This window comes from Haloarcula sp. CBA1115 (genome assembly GCF_000827835.1).
Classification (GTDB): domain Archaea; phylum Halobacteriota; class Halobacteria; order Halobacteriales; family Haloarculaceae; genus Haloarcula; species Haloarcula hispanica.
Window position 1 is genome coordinate 2,854,772 of the sequence record NZ_CP010529.1, and the last position, 15,864, is coordinate 2,870,635.

At 61.2% G+C, this 15,864-nt stretch carries 16 protein-coding genes and 1 CRISPR repeat array (1 of these 17 running past the window's edge); of the genes, 15 read left to right on the forward strand and 1 reads right to left on the reverse strand.

Features of this window, described 5'->3' with window-relative positions; translation table 11 throughout:
- Positions 1–1,807: direct repeats of the CRISPR family, unit length 37 nt; unit sequence GTCGCGACGGGGCAGAAACCCAATGCGGGATTGAAAC (it extends 833 nt beyond the left edge of the window).
- 111 nt (positions 1,808–1,918) lie between these two features.
- Positions 1,919–2,515 (forward strand): site-specific integrase, encoded by a 597-nt coding sequence (locus SG26_RS14250; protein WP_050037910.1) that lies wholly within the window; start codon positions 1,919–1,921, stop codon positions 2,513–2,515.
- A gap of 199 nt (positions 2,516–2,714) precedes the next feature.
- Here the strand turns inward: SG26_RS14250 and SG26_RS14255 are convergent, their stop codons facing one another.
- Positions 2,715–2,972, reverse strand: a complete 258-nt coding sequence (locus tag SG26_RS14255) for a hypothetical protein (protein WP_050037911.1) — start codon at positions 2,970–2,972, stop codon at positions 2,715–2,717.
- A gap of 155 nt (positions 2,973–3,127) precedes the next feature.
- Between SG26_RS14255 and SG26_RS14260 the strand changes: the two genes are divergently transcribed.
- The 14 genes from SG26_RS14260 (at position 3,128) to SG26_RS14320 (ending at position 15,777) form a co-directional block, all read left to right on the forward strand.
- The gene (locus SG26_RS14260; protein ID WP_050037912.1) at positions 3,128–3,307 is read left to right on the forward strand and encodes a hypothetical protein; all 180 of its coding nucleotides are present in this window, start codon (positions 3,128–3,130) and stop codon (positions 3,305–3,307) included.
- Positions 3,304–3,900, forward strand: a complete 597-nt coding sequence (locus SG26_RS21985; protein WP_050037913.1) for a hypothetical protein — start codon at positions 3,304–3,306, stop codon at positions 3,898–3,900. The genes SG26_RS14260 and SG26_RS21985 overlap by 4 nt, the downstream gene beginning before the upstream one ends.
- Positions 3,897–4,154 (forward strand): hypothetical protein, encoded by a 258-nt coding sequence (locus SG26_RS14270; protein ID WP_050037914.1) that lies wholly within the window; start codon positions 3,897–3,899, stop codon positions 4,152–4,154. Before SG26_RS21985 ends, SG26_RS14270 begins: the two co-directional genes overlap by 4 nt.
- Positions 4,147–4,293: a hypothetical protein gene (locus tag SG26_RS21165; protein WP_154020799.1), complete on the forward strand. Its 147-nt coding sequence runs from the start codon at positions 4,147–4,149 to the stop codon at positions 4,291–4,293. Before SG26_RS14270 ends, SG26_RS21165 begins: the two co-directional genes overlap by 8 nt.
- Positions 4,290–5,804, forward strand: coding sequence for a hypothetical protein (locus tag SG26_RS14275; protein WP_050037915.1), 1,515 nt, complete (start codon positions 4,290–4,292; stop codon positions 5,802–5,804). Before SG26_RS21165 ends, SG26_RS14275 begins: the two co-directional genes overlap by 4 nt.
- Before the next feature lie 43 nt (positions 5,805–5,847).
- Entirely contained in the window at positions 5,848–6,294 is a 447-nt protein-coding gene (locus SG26_RS14280; RefSeq protein WP_050037916.1) for a hypothetical protein, read from the forward strand.
- A 43-nt stretch (positions 6,295–6,337) separates the two neighbouring features.
- Positions 6,338–6,718 carry a hypothetical protein gene (locus SG26_RS14285; protein WP_050037917.1) on the forward strand — a complete coding sequence of 127 codons (381 nt, stop codon included), beginning with the start codon at positions 6,338–6,340 and terminating at the stop codon, positions 6,716–6,718.
- On the forward strand, positions 6,715–7,197 hold the full coding sequence (locus SG26_RS14290) for a hypothetical protein (RefSeq protein WP_050037918.1): 483 nt from the start codon (positions 6,715–6,717) through the stop codon (positions 7,195–7,197). Before SG26_RS14285 ends, SG26_RS14290 begins: the two co-directional genes overlap by 4 nt.
- Entirely contained in the window at positions 7,197–7,508 is a 312-nt protein-coding gene (locus tag SG26_RS14295; protein WP_050037919.1) for a hypothetical protein, read from the forward strand. Before SG26_RS14290 ends, SG26_RS14295 begins: the two co-directional genes overlap by 1 nt.
- Positions 7,509–7,578: 70 nt before the next feature.
- Positions 7,579–8,028, forward strand: coding sequence for a hypothetical protein (locus SG26_RS14300; protein WP_154020800.1), 450 nt, complete (start codon positions 7,579–7,581; stop codon positions 8,026–8,028).
- Between the two features lie 33 nt (positions 8,029–8,061).
- On the forward strand, positions 8,062–12,045 hold the full coding sequence (locus SG26_RS14305; RefSeq protein ID WP_050037921.1) for a hypothetical protein: 3,984 nt from the start codon (positions 8,062–8,064) through the stop codon (positions 12,043–12,045).
- Complete coding sequence (locus tag SG26_RS14310) at positions 12,045–13,802, forward strand: hypothetical protein (protein WP_050037922.1); 1,758 nt, start codon at positions 12,045–12,047, stop codon at positions 13,800–13,802. The genes SG26_RS14305 and SG26_RS14310 overlap by 1 nt, the downstream gene beginning before the upstream one ends.
- Entirely contained in the window at positions 13,802–14,632 is an 831-nt protein-coding gene (locus SG26_RS14315; protein WP_050037923.1) for a hypothetical protein, read from the forward strand. The genes SG26_RS14310 and SG26_RS14315 overlap by 1 nt, the downstream gene beginning before the upstream one ends.
- Before the next feature lie 2 nt (positions 14,633–14,634).
- Complete coding sequence (locus SG26_RS14320; RefSeq protein ID WP_050037924.1) at positions 14,635–15,777, forward strand: hypothetical protein; 1,143 nt, start codon at positions 14,635–14,637, stop codon at positions 15,775–15,777.
- Positions 15,778–15,864 lie beyond the last annotated feature (87 nt).

Here is a 15,864-nt window from a genome sequence, read left to right on the forward strand (position 1 = left end):
GTCTTCGCGAGTGTCAAGCCGCGCGACGGTGTTGTCGCGACGGGGCAGAAACCCAATGCGGGATTGAAACTTATCATAGTGCGCTGGCTCATCGCAATAGATGTCGCGACGGGGCAGAAACCCAATGCGGGATTGAAACATGGCGAGTAACACCGACCGTACCGGCGGCGCAATCGAGTCGCGACGGGGCAGAAACCCAATGCGGGATTGAAACCGTTCTCCGACGCGATCAACCAGGTCGAGCAGGTGTCGCGACGGGGCAGAAACCCAATGCGGGATTGAAACGTCCTGTTGGCCGACCACAAAGGGTATGAGTTTGGTCGCGACGGGGCAGAAACCCAATGCGGGATTGAAACAGCAGGCGTGAGCCTATCAGACTACGGAGCGCGGTCCGTCGCGACGGGCAGAAACCCAATGCGGGATTGAAACTCGTTGGAGCGAGCGGATACGCGCCATATGTCCCGGTCGCGACGGGGCAGAAACCCAATGCGGGATTGAAACATGGCGATGAGTGAGAACGAACTTGAGGAGGTGCGTCGCGACGGGGCAGAAACCCAATGCGGGATTGAAACCGTCGGTATCGAACTCGGTGCCACACTCGTCGCAGCGGTCGCGACGGGGCAGAAACCCAATGCGGGATTGAAACACACGCGTGATGGGGCCGCCACGCTGGTCGTCGCTATGTCGCGACGGGGCAGAAACCCAATGCGGGATTGAAACTGCTAGCCGTCACAGTGTTCTCGGCGGCGCTCGTGGTCGCGACGGGGCAGAAACCCAATGCGGGATTGAAACCGGTTTTGCGAACAACTCGCCAACCGCCGCGATGACGTCGCGACGGGGCAGAAACCCAATGCGGGATTGAAACAGGCCCGGGGCGGTTCTCCTGCGGCCACGTCTCAAGTCGCGACGGGGCAGAAACCCAATGCGGGATTGAAACAGGATGTCCTGCTTGCCCCGTGGGCCAAAGAAGGTCGCGACGGGGCAGAAACCCAATGCGGGATTGAAACATTATCTTCAAGATAGCTACCACCGAGGTAGCCAACAGTCGCGACGGGGCAGAAACCCAATGCGGGATTGAAACGGGCCGTCCGACTCGCGGAGCTTTTCGAGCAGGTCGCGACGGGGCAGAAACCCAATGCGGGATTGAAACGCTAAGTGGCTGTATCACCGAAACTGGGTAACAGTCGTCGCGACGGGGCAGAAACCCAATGCGGGATTGAAACCATATACGGCGGTTTAAGCCGCCGTCCGTTGCTCTGTCGCGACGGGGCAGAAACCCAATGCGGGATTGAAACGCGTCGTATCGCGACGCTGGCGTTCGGTAGCTATGTGGTCGCGACGGGGCAGAAACCCAATGCGGGATTGAAACGCGTCGTATCGCGACGCTGGCGTTCGGTAGCTATGTGGTCGCGACGGGGCAGAAACCCAATGCGGGATTGAAACAGACTCCGTTAGATGCGGTTTGTAGCCGCCAGAGCGTCGCGACGGGGCAGAAACCCAATGCGGGATTGAAACCATCTCCGCGAGTGGGAAATCGAACTCGTCGAACGTCGCGACGGGGCAGAAACCCAATGCGGGATTGAAACATCACCCTCGGGTCGGAGGGAAACGACTGTGCGGCCGGTCGCGACGGGGCAGAAACCCAATGCGGGATTGAAACTCTCTGGCCTCACTGTGTCGGATAACGCAGGGGCCTCGTCGCGACGGGGCAGAAACCCAATGCGGGATTGAAACAGCATGGCAATGATGGCGCTGGTCGTTCGCTCCGCTGTCGCGACGGGGCAGAAACCCAAACCGGAATTGCGACTTATTAAACAAGTCGTAACAGATAGTCCGATTTCCACTCGAAACACGCTGTGTCTACGCACTGATCACGCCGTCCGCAACCACTATCCTAACGGAAACTGAAGTAATCGTAATGCGAATCGAAGCTACCGACGGGAACGAACACAAGGTCTGGCTCACCGACAGCGAAATCGAGGACCTTCGCCGCGCCACGAACAGCCAGCGCGACGACCTTATCATCCAACTGGGCGCGTTCGTCGGTCTCCGCGCTTTCGAGATTCCACAGGTCCGCCCTGTTGACGTGAAGGCGACCGACAGCGGACAGTACCGCCTCCGGGTTCGCGCCGGCAAGGACACCAGCGGCAACGGCGGGAAGCCCCGTGACGCCTATCTCCCCGACAGCGTCGAGCGGGACCTCCAGCGCTACCAGAACGAGCACAACATCGCTCCGAAGGACTCGTTCATCGACCTGAAGCAACCCGGCGTCCGCGCGGTCGTCCGGCGCACCGCTGCCCGAGCTGCCGACGCCACTGGTGACGACGACTTCGAAAAGGTGAGCACGCACGATCTCCGCCGTCGCTTCGCCCAGCGGCTCCTAGTCGACGAGCAGGTGAACCCGCGTGTCGTGATGGCTGTCGGCGGCTGGGACTCCTTCGCCGCTATCGAACCGTACCTGAACGCTCCGAGTGAAGACGTTATCGACGATGCGTTTGAGGAAATTGGACTATGAAATGGAGTAAATCGCTACAATTCGGGCGATAGGTAACTTCTGCCCTGGCGGTTGCAGAGACCAGAAGATTGATGGCTGTTTTGAAGCTACGTCGGGCACAGGCATCATATCTTGAATCCATCTGGTGTCTGTAACCCCACCCCCACCCCATCGGTGCCGGCACTGGCCGGCACTTTTACTGCGTTCGTTCAGAAGGTACTTACTCGCCTTGTTGCTGTCCGAACACGTCTTCGTCGAGCATCCGTTCGGCAGCAATACGTTGGATGGCTTCACACTCGGTGAGTTCAGGTACGTCACCGTCACACACTCGTACAACGTAGGCTCGCTCACCCAGTCGGTCAACAGTCAGATGTGCATCGTCGGGTTCGCCGGCGTCGTCGACTAACCCGTCTCGTTCGAGAAAGGTCTTTGGCAGTGTCACCAGTCCAGACCCGCCCCGGTTCTGTAATTTCTGCATAATTGAAGAGTTGTATACTGGTTATTAAACGTAGCTTCTCTGGGGATATCATGTAACAACAGTCCCTCTTTTCTGTATTTCAGCGCTGCATATAACCCCTGATGGGGACATCGCCGGCCAACCCGCGGCCCAGCCGCGGGGGAGTACCCCTACCCATGACAAATAAACGGGCCGGCGGCCGAAGTTCGCCGGATAGCGCGGCCGAGACCGCGCATCGACCGTATCGAATCGACTGGCACAACGTCGACGAGCGCCGCCGCGAGCGAGCCCGGCACGAAGCCGCCGGTGCGAGTCGCGAACTCCCAACCGCGGAACTGGCCGGAGGTGGCGCGTGAGCCTCATCGAAGTCGACACTGCCCGCAGGTCAGACCTCTCCGTGCTGGGTTGGCTAGGCGTCAGCCTCACTGTCGGCGGCCTGGCCTACGCCGCCTGGACGCTCATGACTGCAGTGACCGTCGGCGGCGGGGTCGTCGAGGGACTCCTGGTCGGCACTGGAGCCGTCCTGCTCGGCGGGGCGGTAGCCTACGAAAGCGCCACACCGGAGATGGACGCCTTGTGCGACCACTGCGGCGACCGAGTGGTCGCTCACTCCAGTCACGACGGCCACGAAGAGCACATCGAAGCCTACTGCAGTTCGGACCCGCGGCGGGGCCGACTGGGACCGCTCTCGGTGGTGCTCCAGCGCCGGACGGCGACTTTTCACTACTGCTCTGGTGACTGCGCTTCGGCCGATGCTGACCGACGTCGGATGCAGATCCCATCCCGAACCGACACGGAGTCGACACCGGCCGCCCGTCTCGCGGCAACTGATGGTGGCGCCGACCGAGTCGACCAGCTCATCGAAGTCGTCGACCAGGAGGGTAGCGGTTCCGTCCGCGACGATGTCCTGCTTACCGAGCTCGAGCGCCTTCGGGAGGGCCAGCCGTGACTGAGACCATCAGACGCGTTCGCGATGGTTGGGGCAGTGTTGACGAGTCCCTGCATACGGCTGCAGACCGACTCATCAACTCGTTTGCTGGAGCGGCTGTCGCCGGGATCAACCTCGGTTTTGGGTTTTTCTTCGTGCTGGCTACCGCGAGGCAATCGGTGTCGACTTCGCCGGCGATGACGGCCCTCGCTGGTCTCCTCTCGCTGAGTATCCTCCTATCAGGATTCATGCTCGCGTGGGGTGACGATGTCTGACCTACCGGACATCCGGATGTCCGATGCGTTCCGGGAGTACATCCGCGAACTGCGTGATGCGGAGTTGTTCGACTTTTCAGACGTACATGCCGACAACCAGGGGATCGCCCACCCGACGACGGGCACACAATTCAAATGACTAACAAACCATTCACAGCAGCCCGCTCGCTGTTTCTGGTCGTCTTACTGGTCGTCTCGGCAGTCGCCGGGACCGGCACGGTGGCGGCCCAGCAGAGCGGAACGCCCGTAGCGGACACAACTACCTCTGGCGAGGTCACGATCCAGTCGTATAACGTCAGCTGGGATCCTATCCAGTACGAGAACAACAACGGCGAGCTCGTCGCCCATCCTTCGCATGTGAACGAGTCGGTCGACAACCCGTACTCGTTCGTCGCGACGGACATCGAGGTTGCTGACTACGGCGTCTTCCCACGGAAGAGCGCCGAATCCGACAACTCGGCGAGTGCGCTCGACGCGAGCGAGTGGTCGACCACGGTCAGCGACACGACGAACACGGCCCTCTCCGCGAGCGACGTTGAGACCGCACCCGGCGTCGACGCGGTGAACATCGCAACGGGTGGCTCGATGGGGGCGGGCGATACGGCCACGGCGACCTATTCGAACTTCTCGGTCACGAGTGACGAGAAGAAGCGATATCTGCAGGTCGCGATGGACGTCAACCAGCTTGACACCGCCGCCACCGTCGACGTGCGAGTCGTCGACGAAAACGGTGACTACTACGTCGCCGAGGTGAACGCCTCCCGGAGCTCCGGCGAGGACCTCATCGGAAGCGCGCAGGGCGAGGGCTACGTGTTCCAGCGCCAGCTTGGCGATATGGAACTCGTTGCAGCCGGTGACGGGACCTTCGACAACATCGAGAAGACGGAAATCGTCATCGCCGATGCTGACGCGGATGTCTCCGTCGCGGCGGTGAACGTCCAGAAGATGTCAACCTGGGACCTCGGAACCCAGCTGGAAGACACGGACGGCGACAGCGAGCTCGAGGAGTCGGACATCTTGGAGATCTCGTCGCCGGGCGCTGTGTCGATCACCTCGCTGGATTCGATGGGGCAGACGTTCCAGAAAGGAACCATCCACGACCTCACGATTGACTTCGCCAGCAACCGGAGCGACCGCGATGCTGACGAAATCGTGACCGAATTCAACCAGACCAACCAGCGGCCCGGGTACTACGGGACGGCGACGATCTACATGCCCACCGGCCTCCCATCAGCGTACGAACTGTCGTACGCGGACGTCAAAACGACCCAGACGCAGGCGTTCCTCGCCGACCGGTACATCGAGGTCAGCTACGCCGAAGGGGTAGGTGACACAGCGCCGAAGAACATCAGCTCCTGGACGGACATCACGTCCTCGTTCAGCTCGCAGGGCGCAAACGTCACCGTCGACGACACGCTCCAGCCGGGCCAGACGAACTACGTCGTTCTCAATCTCCAGTTGCAGGAGAACGAGTTCAAGAACACCAAGAATGCCTTCGCGACCGCTGGGGCCGCCGTGATGGGTCCCGGCGGTAGCGGTGGCGGCCTCGGTAGCATCCCGCTTGTTGGTGGCGCGCTGGCCACGCTGGGCAGTCTCTGGGCGTACGTCAAAGGCCTCGTTCCGTTCATTGGGCCATCGCGAGGGGCGTGATTCCGATGACGGACGCCACACCCCCGCCAGGAGGTGAGCGCTGATGGGGAAGTGGACAGATCGGCTCAGGGAGATTGCGAACGTGTCCAACGGTAACTGGACGAATATCCTCCCGAAGACGCTACTGCTGCCGGTGATTGCGTTCTTCGCGTCGTTAGCGGACGCAATCGGGGCGTTCTTCGATATCCCGATCAACACCGGGCTCGCGCTCGGCGAAGGGATCGGCGGCCTCATCGATTCGTTCCTTGGTGGCGGCGCGAACATCATCCAATCCGGTGCAGCAGAGTCTGCATCATCGCTTGGCAGTGGTATCTGGGCCCAGTTTGGCCCGTTGACGTTCGCTGTCGCAATCGGTTCGGTGGTCCTCGGCGCGCTCATCATTGCTCGGGCCCGCAGCGAAGAGTCGACGTCGAACATCTTCCCCGGGGCCGGTGGCATCGACGCGCCAGAATGGCTCCCCTTCGTCGGAGCAGAGGAGGGCGAGGAGTGATGGTTCGGGGGCCGTCGGCGTCGAGACGCGGAGGTGAGGCCGAGTGAGTGGTGACAGCGGCCGCGCTGCGAGGTTGCTCGACGGCTCCACGAATCCGTTGACGACCGACGGTGGGACCTCGGTTGACTGGAGAAGTGTCCTGATGGCGTCTCTGGGGGCCATCTCGACAGCGTATTTCTCGTCGGCCGCCGATCTCATTGGGACGTTCTTTCAGTCCTGGATCATCGGCCCGGCCAGCGAGTATGCGACGGTAATGGAGAAAGCCGTCGGGTTGCTGGTCCAGAGTCCCGGCGTGGCTGTCGATGCGGCATTCCAGCAGACCGAACAATTCATCGATGGCCTCGGAATCTTCGCGTTCATCGGCGCGCTCGCGTTCGTCGTGCTGATGGCACTCGTGCTTGCGGAGGCGCGGTCACGACTATGAGCGAACAGTCGTTAGTCGACAAGGCCGTAGACAGGGTACTCGACTCGAGCGAACTGGACAAGCTCATTAGTCGCCGGATCACTGAGTACGTGATCGGCGCAGTCGCGGCGCTCGTGTTCCAGATTGTGGGTGTCATTGAGAGCGGCTACGGAATCGTCGAGAATGCTATTAGCGCTGCTGGCGGGTCCTTGTCCGAGACTGTGTCCATGTTCGGTGACGGACTGACGCTGATGGCAGAGGGTTGGCAGTCGTTCCTCGTCTCCATCGCTGTCGCGTTCGGGCCCGCAGCGCCGCTCGTGTTGTTGCTTCTCTGGACGGCGACGTTTGTCGCGATCGTGCTGGCCATCGTTGCGTTCGGACCAGCAGTCACGGACCTCCTGGGTGCGATCCCAGTAGCTGGGTCGGTCCTGGATGCAGTGCTGACGTTCGTCCAGGAATGGGCGTATCGTCTCATCGAGTTCGCACGAGGTGACGGCTGATGGGTGTCCGAGAGTTCCTCAAGACAGTGTCTCGCCATCCGCTCGCGAAGGCAACCGGCGTCTCTGCGCTGGTTGGCATCATCATCAAACTCCCGCTGGTGGTCGCACTGGTCGGGACGCTCTGGGCACAACTCGGGACGCTGTTCACGGCGTTCTCAGTGACGGCGTTCTCGATTGCACCGCGTGTCCCGTTCATACCGACCGGGATCGCTCAGAACACTGCGCTGGTCATCGGCGGCCTGTTCGTGGTGAAACTGGTCGTCGTGAAGGTGCTGCACAGTTTCTACAAAGAAATTCAGAAATCAAACTAAGGAACATGACAACTCAAGACACCGCACAACTGACGAACCGAGAACAGACGCCGAAGGGAGGTGAGTAGTCGTGGCACTGGACGTGCTGATGGGACTCCTTACCGGGTCGTTCGTCGCTACGATCATCGGCCTGCTCGCCGTGGGGGCGCTGGCCCTCTGGGCCTTCGAAGAGTACGAGGAGGCCGATGACAACACGGAACTGGTCGAACGCGTTGGCGAGCGGGCCCGCGTGACCACCGGTGGAATCACAGGCGGCTTTGGTTCGCTGGCGGTGGTCGTCACGTCGATCATGGTGACGATCGGCCGGGAGCTAGCGATGGCGGGCGGCGAACTTGCTCCGCTCATCAAGGCCGCACCGGCACTGACCGGTGAAATTCTCCTCGGCGTGCTGGCCTATCTCCAGATCAAGGGCTATGTCCCACTGCAACCGTGGCAGCTCGGAGCCATCGTCATCGCCGTCCTGGTCGTGACGATTGTCGCTCGGTACGGTACGAGCGGAGCCAGCACACGGAGGGCCTAACGCGCCTGTCGGGCATTCCATTCCTTTCAGTACATGACCTCAAAACTACTCACGACTCTGGCGGTTGCGCTGGTGGTGCTGGCTGGGATTCCAGCCGGGAGCATCGGTGCTGTGGCGGCGGACAGTGGTCCCTCCGGTATGTCCGCGGTTCCGGATGGGAATATCGATGTGGACGTGCCCGACGGACAGACGCCGGCCATCCCGGCGGAATCGCTACGCGGAGCGACCTATGCCGGGTCGAATGCGTCCTCGATGTCGGTGACGGTGACGACACCCGATCGGGCTGAGGACCTTGTTGGTTTGAACGCGAATCTCATCGGCGCGGGCGACCTCGCGCTCATCCTTGGTGACGACCAGCACCACGCTGGTCGTGAGGTCGCGCTGCCAGCTGGGGCCGTGCATGAGCAGCTGGGGTACACGCCGAAACAGGTCCGAGGTGTCCACTCCAGCGGGTCGACTTGGACACGAGAAGTTGCCTACGAAAACGGATATCTCGTCTTTGAAGTACCTGAGTTCAGCGAGAACGGCATCACGTTCTCCGGTGAAGTCCAGATCACGGCTTCGCCGGCGACAGATGGATTCATATCCGCCTACGGCGTGGGCGACAAGGACGCGGTCAATGACTTCACTGCCGATGTGACTGGCATCACGAATACGGAAACGGACACGGAGAGTGCATCGTCGCTGACTGATGGTGACACGCTCTCGTTGTCTGTCGCGGGGAATCTCCCACCGACCGGCCCATCAACGAACAACGAACCAGAAATTGTCTTTGAAGGGACCGAGAAAAAAACAGAGTGGTCGGCGTCGGCGACGTCGTCGAGTAGCGGGTCGACGAAGTCTGTCTCGGTTCCTGGTAACGTCGATCCGTCGAGTGAATCAGTCGAGTTCGTTGGAAACGAACAGACGACGGCGCGAACCGTCTCGGGGTCGAGCCTCGCTAGTGGCGATACACTCTCGTATAATGTGGGCGGAAATATCCCGGCGACGGGTGCGGAAGTTACGTTTACCGGCGGTTTGTCATCCACATCCACCTCCGCGAGCGGCACGGGTAGCGGGTCGGTCAGCGTCGGCGGCAACATTGACGCGGTTGACGAGGGTGTTTCGGTCACGGGACGCGAAAGCACTTCCAGCGCGTCGGCCTCCGGCTCTCTCTCGCCCGGCAATTCAGAGTCACTCAATCTTAACGGCAATCTGGACCCGACAAACGAGCAACTGACCGTTACTGCTGGCCAGAGCGTTAGCCAAGGTGTAGACAATTACCAATACGCCATCTTAGATGACAATGCAAAACTCCAATCCGAGTTTTCGCTGGAACCAACGCCCAGCGAACCCATTACGTCACTCAAATTACCGAATGACGCCGCTGGCGACGGGTCCGGCAAGGCCGACATATATCTCGTCCGCGAAGGAGTTGACACAACACAAAAAGAGGGGACGTTAGTCGCCAGCGACGTGCAATTTACGACTTCCAATGAGGAAGTTGACATCGATGCATGGGACCCGAATGGGGCGTCCGAAGTCACCGTCGAAATTGTCCAAACGAGCCTAGCGAGTACGACTATCACAGTGGGGAGGAGCGACGGTACCGACGCCGCAGACGGTAAAGTCTACGGCCACGCGGACGATAGCCCCAGCGATTCGACCGCCACCGCCACCTATAGAACGGGCGCAGATGTGACGGTTGAAGCGGCCGATACCGGGGCTTCAAAATCGTTCTCCGTCGGTGGTGGCAACTCGGAAACAAAATCGTTCAGCGTCAATCGGGCCGATACCATATCCGCTAGCGGGTCCGGGAGTTTCGACTACACGCTCGATTACACCGCCCACACTGGCACGGAGGACCCGAGCGTCGACGTTGACGGCGACGGGTCCGCTGAGGCGTCGTGGTCAGGCGTGTATACGTCCGGCGAGACACCATCGAGCAAGAGCGTCGACGGCCTATCACCGGGAACGAACAGTATCAGCACCGAAACGACGAACGGCCCACAACCGGACTGGACCCTGTCGTGGACTGAGCGCACAGCCACCGAGGACCCGTCGATTGACGTCGACGGCGACGGCTCGACGGACGCGAGTTATACGGGGGTTCTGAAATCGGGAGAGACCCACACCGCGAGCGTTTCGGACCTCCCGACCGGCTCGCACACGGCCAGCGTCTCGACGGGTCATAAGGTCGACGTCGATATTGATATGACCGAGCGAACAGCGACCGAGGACCCAGGCCTCGATCTCGACGGCGACGGGGCGACCGACGCGAGTTACTCGGGTATCCTGACTTCGGGACAGTCGATGTCTGTCTCGGCCGAGACACTGTCGAACGGCGACTCGACTGTCGAGACCTCGCTGACGGCCGGGACTGTCGACTATACAATCTCCGCTGACGGGACCTACCACACGGAAGACCCTGCAGTCGATGTCGACGGAGATGGCGTCACTGAAGCGGGCTACTCGGGTATGCTCGCACCTGGCGAGACGGCGACGGCCGAACTCCCCAGCATCGACCGGCAAACGAGTGATGTGAAGATATCGACTGTCGGAGGATCGGCTACGACCGCCCAGGTGACGTATACAGAACGGACCGAGACAGAGGACGTCAGTCTCTACGTCAACGGCAACGAGACGAGCTATGCAGGCCGTTTGGGCGATGGTGAAACCACGTCGCTGACGACTGACTCTGCGTGGGTTCGTGAAGGGACGAACAACGTCACGCTCGGGCTGGCTCAGCAGTCGGCGGATGCGCCGGCAACACAGGTCCAGCTGACCTATCGCCACGAGGTCCAGGACAAGCAGACGGTCACCTACACTGCGGAACAGTTGACCTCTCGCTACAACGTCTCGAAGTCCTTCGCCGGCGACCGCTCAGCGGCATCGCTGACGATCCCCTTCGAGCGCAACGTCTACGAGGTCCGTAATCTCGAAGTCCGAACCAACGGCGGGACGTGGTCAGAGGTAGCTCCGGCAGACTACGAGCTCAACGACACGACGCTCAACGTAGAACTTGGCTCGGTCAGTGCAGGCGACACGGTTACTGTCCGAGCGGACGGGTCGATGGCACGGGTCAACAACGGCTCGATACAGGTTGTTGACCCGAGCGTCCGGGGATCGACGTTGGACTCCCGTGTCAAACTGACCGACTGGAACGGCGACTCGTACATGCGGCTGCCAGACGGTGCTGAGCGGATTCACTACGCCTACGACGAACCGTGGGCCGACGAGAGCGGGGAGTACGCGACAGTCGAGGCCAACGGCACGCAACGGCTCTACCTGCCGCCGTCCGATGCTGGCTACGAGTTCCAGCTTGCGACAGTGCCCGTGACCGCGACGCCGACCAACGGCGACGTCCAGATATCGGTCACCGACGCCCCAGATACGAACGAACCGTCGCTTGAGATCGGGGCGGGCAGTACCTACGGCGACGAGGTGGAGTTCACTTTCGTCGACGCGAAAGACGACCAGAAGTACATCCTCTACAGTACGTCCCAGGGCGTCGTTCGGGACTCTGGGACGGCGAATTCGCCGCTGACGCTGTCCGACGACGACAGCGACGAGACCCTGCAGTTCCAGGAAGAGAACACGACGTCTTCGGCGACCGATTCGACGAGCGGTCCCTTCAACGGGCCGACGATGGGACCGATCACGGCTCCCGAGGAAGGGATTCCAATTCCGCTCATCGTCGGCGTCGTACTCCTGTTGGCACTGGCTGTGCTGGTCCGGCGGTTCGAGTTCATTACGCTCCCGTCGGCAGTCCCAGAAGGCACACTCCCGGCGGCTGCGGCCGTCTTGGTCGTGGTTTATATCATCGACTGGGCCAGCGGGCACGTCATCACGCAGTCACTCGGCAGCGGCCTACAGCCGCTCGTCCCACTGGCAGGCCTAATCGGGCTCTTACTGACGGCATACTACCTCTATAAGACCTATATCAAGGGGCAGGGACCACGGCCCATCCAGATCGTTTCGAACGGCGCGAGTAGGGTTCGTGACGGCTCGAATCGACTTCGCGGAGGGAACAACTGATGTTCGGACGGAAAACTCAACACGGCTTGCTTGTCGTACTGCTTATCATCAGCGCGCTGTCGGTCCCGCTGTCTGTGAGTGCTGACGCACAGTCATCGACGGACCAAGAGTGGACGCTGCAGGAACTCCAGACCCAGGGCACAGTCACCGACGAGCGCTATCCCTCACTCCGGACGGCCGGTGAGATGACTGCCTTCTGGATGGTCCGGTATCCGCCGCGTGGTACCGGAACATACGGCCAGCGCTCGTCACAGGAGTTCCTGACGCCCACGACGACGGTTCACCGGAATCAGGTGCGGCTGTATGGAAGCTTCCCGTTCGACGGCCAGAATCGTACCTTCTCGCTCACGAAGATCTACTGGCATCCGGACACGCGCAAAACGGAGACCTCCAACGGGACGGTCATCACCGAGCGCTACGCGAACGTCACGGCGGTTGGCGAGCAGGAAGTAACTTTCCAGTCGGGGATGCGACGGCACAACGACATCCCCCTACGTGGCCATTATGACGACGCTGAGCGGGTGACGATGCTGATGGACCTGCCCAGCGGTGACACACTCCGCTGGACGTTCAAGCACAAATCCATCGCGACGGCGAAGGCTGCACCCGATATCAACACTCGCGGCGACCTGAACGAGTACATCCTGCTGTGGGTGGTTCTACCGACGATCGTGCTGTCGCTGCTCAGCTATACGTATGTCCCGAAGTTCCGCCGGAAGGCTCTCGCTGGGACCGGCCGAGGCGCGATGGCGTGGATCGCCATCGGCTTCATATTCGCCGTGGGTGCGTACTTCGTGGGCTACTACGCGCTGGCGTCGCTGACTGCCCACTTCCCGATTGTGTTCAGCGTGTTCATCGCCTATGTCGTGGCGGTGATGCAGCTCGAGGACCACGACGACGCTATCGAGAACTGGGGCTTCATTCGGATGGACCCGGAGACCGCTACCAGCCCACTCGACGACAAGAGCGAGATTCTCGATTCTGGTGATATCGAGATCGAGGGCTACGATGTCGTGTTCGACGAGGACGGCGCGCCGGTGCTGTACTCGGAGGGCCTGCTGTCGATGTGGGCCCGTTACAAAGGCTGTTACGCTCGGCTGAACATCAACAACAAAGAAGCTGAGTGGGACTGTGTCGGCGACTACGACAAGGTCGTCATCGTCGACCAGGACGCACCGGGGCTGGTCGAACACCTGCCTTCGCGTGTTATTTTCACATGGCCGTGGCGGACCTACCAGCCACCCCGCAACGACGAAGGCACTCTCCTCGAGGACGAACTGGACCCGGGAAAGCTGCGAGCGCTGCCCGAGTCGATTGGGAAAGAACAGTACTTCCAGGCCGCCGGGATGCTCGTGATTCCAGCCATCTCAGCGTACGCATCGCTGGATTTCGTCGGCGCGTGGCAGTGGGGCCTTCTGGCGTGCCTGCCGTTCGGGCTCCTGTTCGCCGAGCCCATCGAAGGGAAGGCCCAGTCGTGGGTCGCTCCGGGACAGGCGCGGAAAGCGTGGACCACGGCCTGGTACGTAGACTTGAACGTCCGCCGGTTCGGGACGATCGACGCGGTCCTGGAGAAACTCATCGAGAGTGAGAACAAGCAGTACGACGTCGAAAAGTGGCTGCAGGACCTTCGCGATGAGGGCCTCATTGACGAGGCACACAACCGGGAGGGCAAACCGTTCGACTCGGTCTTGTCCGATGAGGACCCAGCACTGGACCGCGACGAGCGACCGTCTGCCGCTGCGGGAGGTGACGACTGATGTCGAGCCATTCCATCCGGACATCGCTCGATAAGGTTCTCCAGGAAGTTCAGGAGGACGACTCTGCTGATGTCGCGACCTCCGAGATTTCGTTCACGCCAGCGCTGGACAGCCTCAATCAGGACCAACACGACTGGCTCCAGCGCTGGACCGTCGAAGGCTATGACTCTCGTCGAGAGCTGGTGCTGTCACTCCATCAGATGCAGTTCTGGGCGCTGGGTCGGGTTCCGGACGGCTGGTTTGTGAACGTCTGTTCCCGGCCTGTGCCGCTGTCGGTAGTCATCACGTCGGAGAACCGCCAGCAGTGGCGGGAAGACCCAGTCGGGCTCGCGACAGCCGAGCGAGAGCGCCGTTACCTTGCGGCCAAATACGTCCGACCGGCGTTCCGGGCCGCCTACCGGACGCTTCGGACCGACGCCCAGCAGTACACCAACCAGTCCGAACGTGTCGAGAATCCCGATAAGACGGAGTTCTTCGCCATGCGGCCAGCGCTGGATGAACTTTACCGAAAACAGAGTGACTTGCTGGTCTCGCTGCTGGACGGCTTCGAGGACATGACCGCCGTCGACGAGTGGCTGTCTCGGTTGGACCGGGGCACGCTCGGTGAGCTGTATCGTGTTGAACCGGACTTCGACTGGAAAATCCATGACCGGGCCAGCGCCCAGCGTGTGTTACTCCGGGACGGGGAGAAGTTCGCCCGCGAACGCGAACTGTGGGCAGCGACCTACCTCCTGCCGGCGTACAACCGCGCTGTCGAACGCTGGGCTGGCGAGGCTGACGAACACCGCGAGGACGAGAACGGCGAGCACGAACCAGCGAGGACGATGTAACCATGTCTGAGATGCACGATCCACAGGATCTGGGATTCGAAGAACCGCACTACGGAAGCGAACAGTGGACCGATGACAGCCGCCGGCATTCGGATGGCCGCCACCTTCGCCGGCTCCATGGTATGCCGAAGTTTAATCCCGACCAGTTCGACGAGGATGGTCTCGTTCCGGCCTTCTGGGACCACACATGGGACGGCGGCCGGAACCAGCCCAGTGGCGGTGTCGAGTGGTTCGCGACAGGCCCGCCGAACTCGGGGAAGACGACGCTTGCACTCCGGGCCGCCCAGATTGACATGGAAGTCAACAACTCCCGTGTGGTCTGGCGAGCTGCGACGGGTTCGCGGTCGGAGTGGCTCCCCTACGCGCCGGTCGCACATGTGTGCCTCCCCAAGGGGTACGAGGTGACCGCGCGTGTCGTCCCGAAGGGAGGGAACCGGAACTCGATGGGCAAAGAGGTCCCGCTCGAGGACGTCGTTCGGAAGGTCACGTACTACAGCGATATCATGGACCTGAACCTGAACGTTTTGCAGGACGGTGTGTTTCACGTCGTCTACCCAGACCCGAAGATGCGAGGGTGTCAGTGGGTCTACGAGGAATCTGACAAGGTCATCGACGGCGTCGAGTTCCAGGAGGGCGACCCGGTCGACCACTGGTGGTTCGGCTGGGCGCTATCACTCGTCGAACGCGGACCCTTCGACTGGACGACTTGGATTTGCGACGAGGTCGCGTCGCTCGCTCGGGAGGGCGTCTCGAAGGACAAGTATGCCACACTCCAGAAAGTCCAACTCGCTGGGACGGCCGTCGAGGACTTCCGGAAGAACGGGATCATCGGCCTGTTTTTCGGCCACAAGGACAAACACCTCCACAACCTCTGGACGGACCGGATTCGCTGGCGTGTCGCGATGAACGGTACCGCGAACCCTCACGGCGGCTCCGCGCCGAAAGGATTTGAGACTGTCCAGATGGAGGAAGACCTAACTTCCGATCTTGACATCGGCGAGGCTGTCCTCTACAACGAACAAGCGTTCACTTGGCCGCCGATCACATGGCCGGAGATTTCGAAGCCAATCCACGGCGACCTGAAAGTGTATCTCTCCGAGACGAACTCAGAACGAGCTGCAGTCCCGGGGGGTGCGTCGGCATGATCGGCCCGACCCCAGAGTCCAGTCGTCGACGATCTTCCTCGGCGCCACAGAGTCTCGGCTGTAATCTCTCAGTTTTCGAAGACGAAC

Bases quoted from the DNA above. Each gene is read 5' to 3' on its own strand.
- SG26_RS14250 (WP_050037910.1), top strand. From the start codon at position 1,919: ATGCGAATCGAAGCTACCGACGGGAACGAACACAAGGTCTGGCTCACC.
- SG26_RS14255 (WP_050037911.1), bottom strand. From the start codon at position 2,972: ATGCAGAAATTACAGAACCGGGGCGGGTCTGGACTGGTGACACTGCCA.
- SG26_RS14260 (WP_050037912.1), top strand. From the start codon at position 3,128: ATGACAAATAAACGGGCCGGCGGCCGAAGTTCGCCGGATAGCGCGGCC.
- SG26_RS21165 (WP_154020799.1), top strand. From the start codon at position 4,147: ATGTCTGACCTACCGGACATCCGGATGTCCGATGCGTTCCGGGAGTAC.
- SG26_RS14275 (WP_050037915.1), top strand. From the start codon at position 4,290: ATGACTAACAAACCATTCACAGCAGCCCGCTCGCTGTTTCTGGTCGTC.
- SG26_RS14280 (WP_050037916.1), top strand. From the start codon at position 5,848: ATGGGGAAGTGGACAGATCGGCTCAGGGAGATTGCGAACGTGTCCAAC.
- SG26_RS14290 (WP_050037918.1), top strand. From the start codon at position 6,715: ATGAGCGAACAGTCGTTAGTCGACAAGGCCGTAGACAGGGTACTCGAC.
- SG26_RS14295 (WP_050037919.1), top strand. From the start codon at position 7,197: ATGGGTGTCCGAGAGTTCCTCAAGACAGTGTCTCGCCATCCGCTCGCG.
- SG26_RS14305 (WP_050037921.1), top strand. From the start codon at position 8,062: ATGACCTCAAAACTACTCACGACTCTGGCGGTTGCGCTGGTGGTGCTG.
- SG26_RS14310 (WP_050037922.1), top strand. From the start codon at position 12,045: ATGTTCGGACGGAAAACTCAACACGGCTTGCTTGTCGTACTGCTTATC.
- SG26_RS14315 (WP_050037923.1), top strand. From the start codon at position 13,802: ATGTCGAGCCATTCCATCCGGACATCGCTCGATAAGGTTCTCCAGGAA.
- SG26_RS14320 (WP_050037924.1), top strand. From the start codon at position 14,635: ATGTCTGAGATGCACGATCCACAGGATCTGGGATTCGAAGAACCGCAC.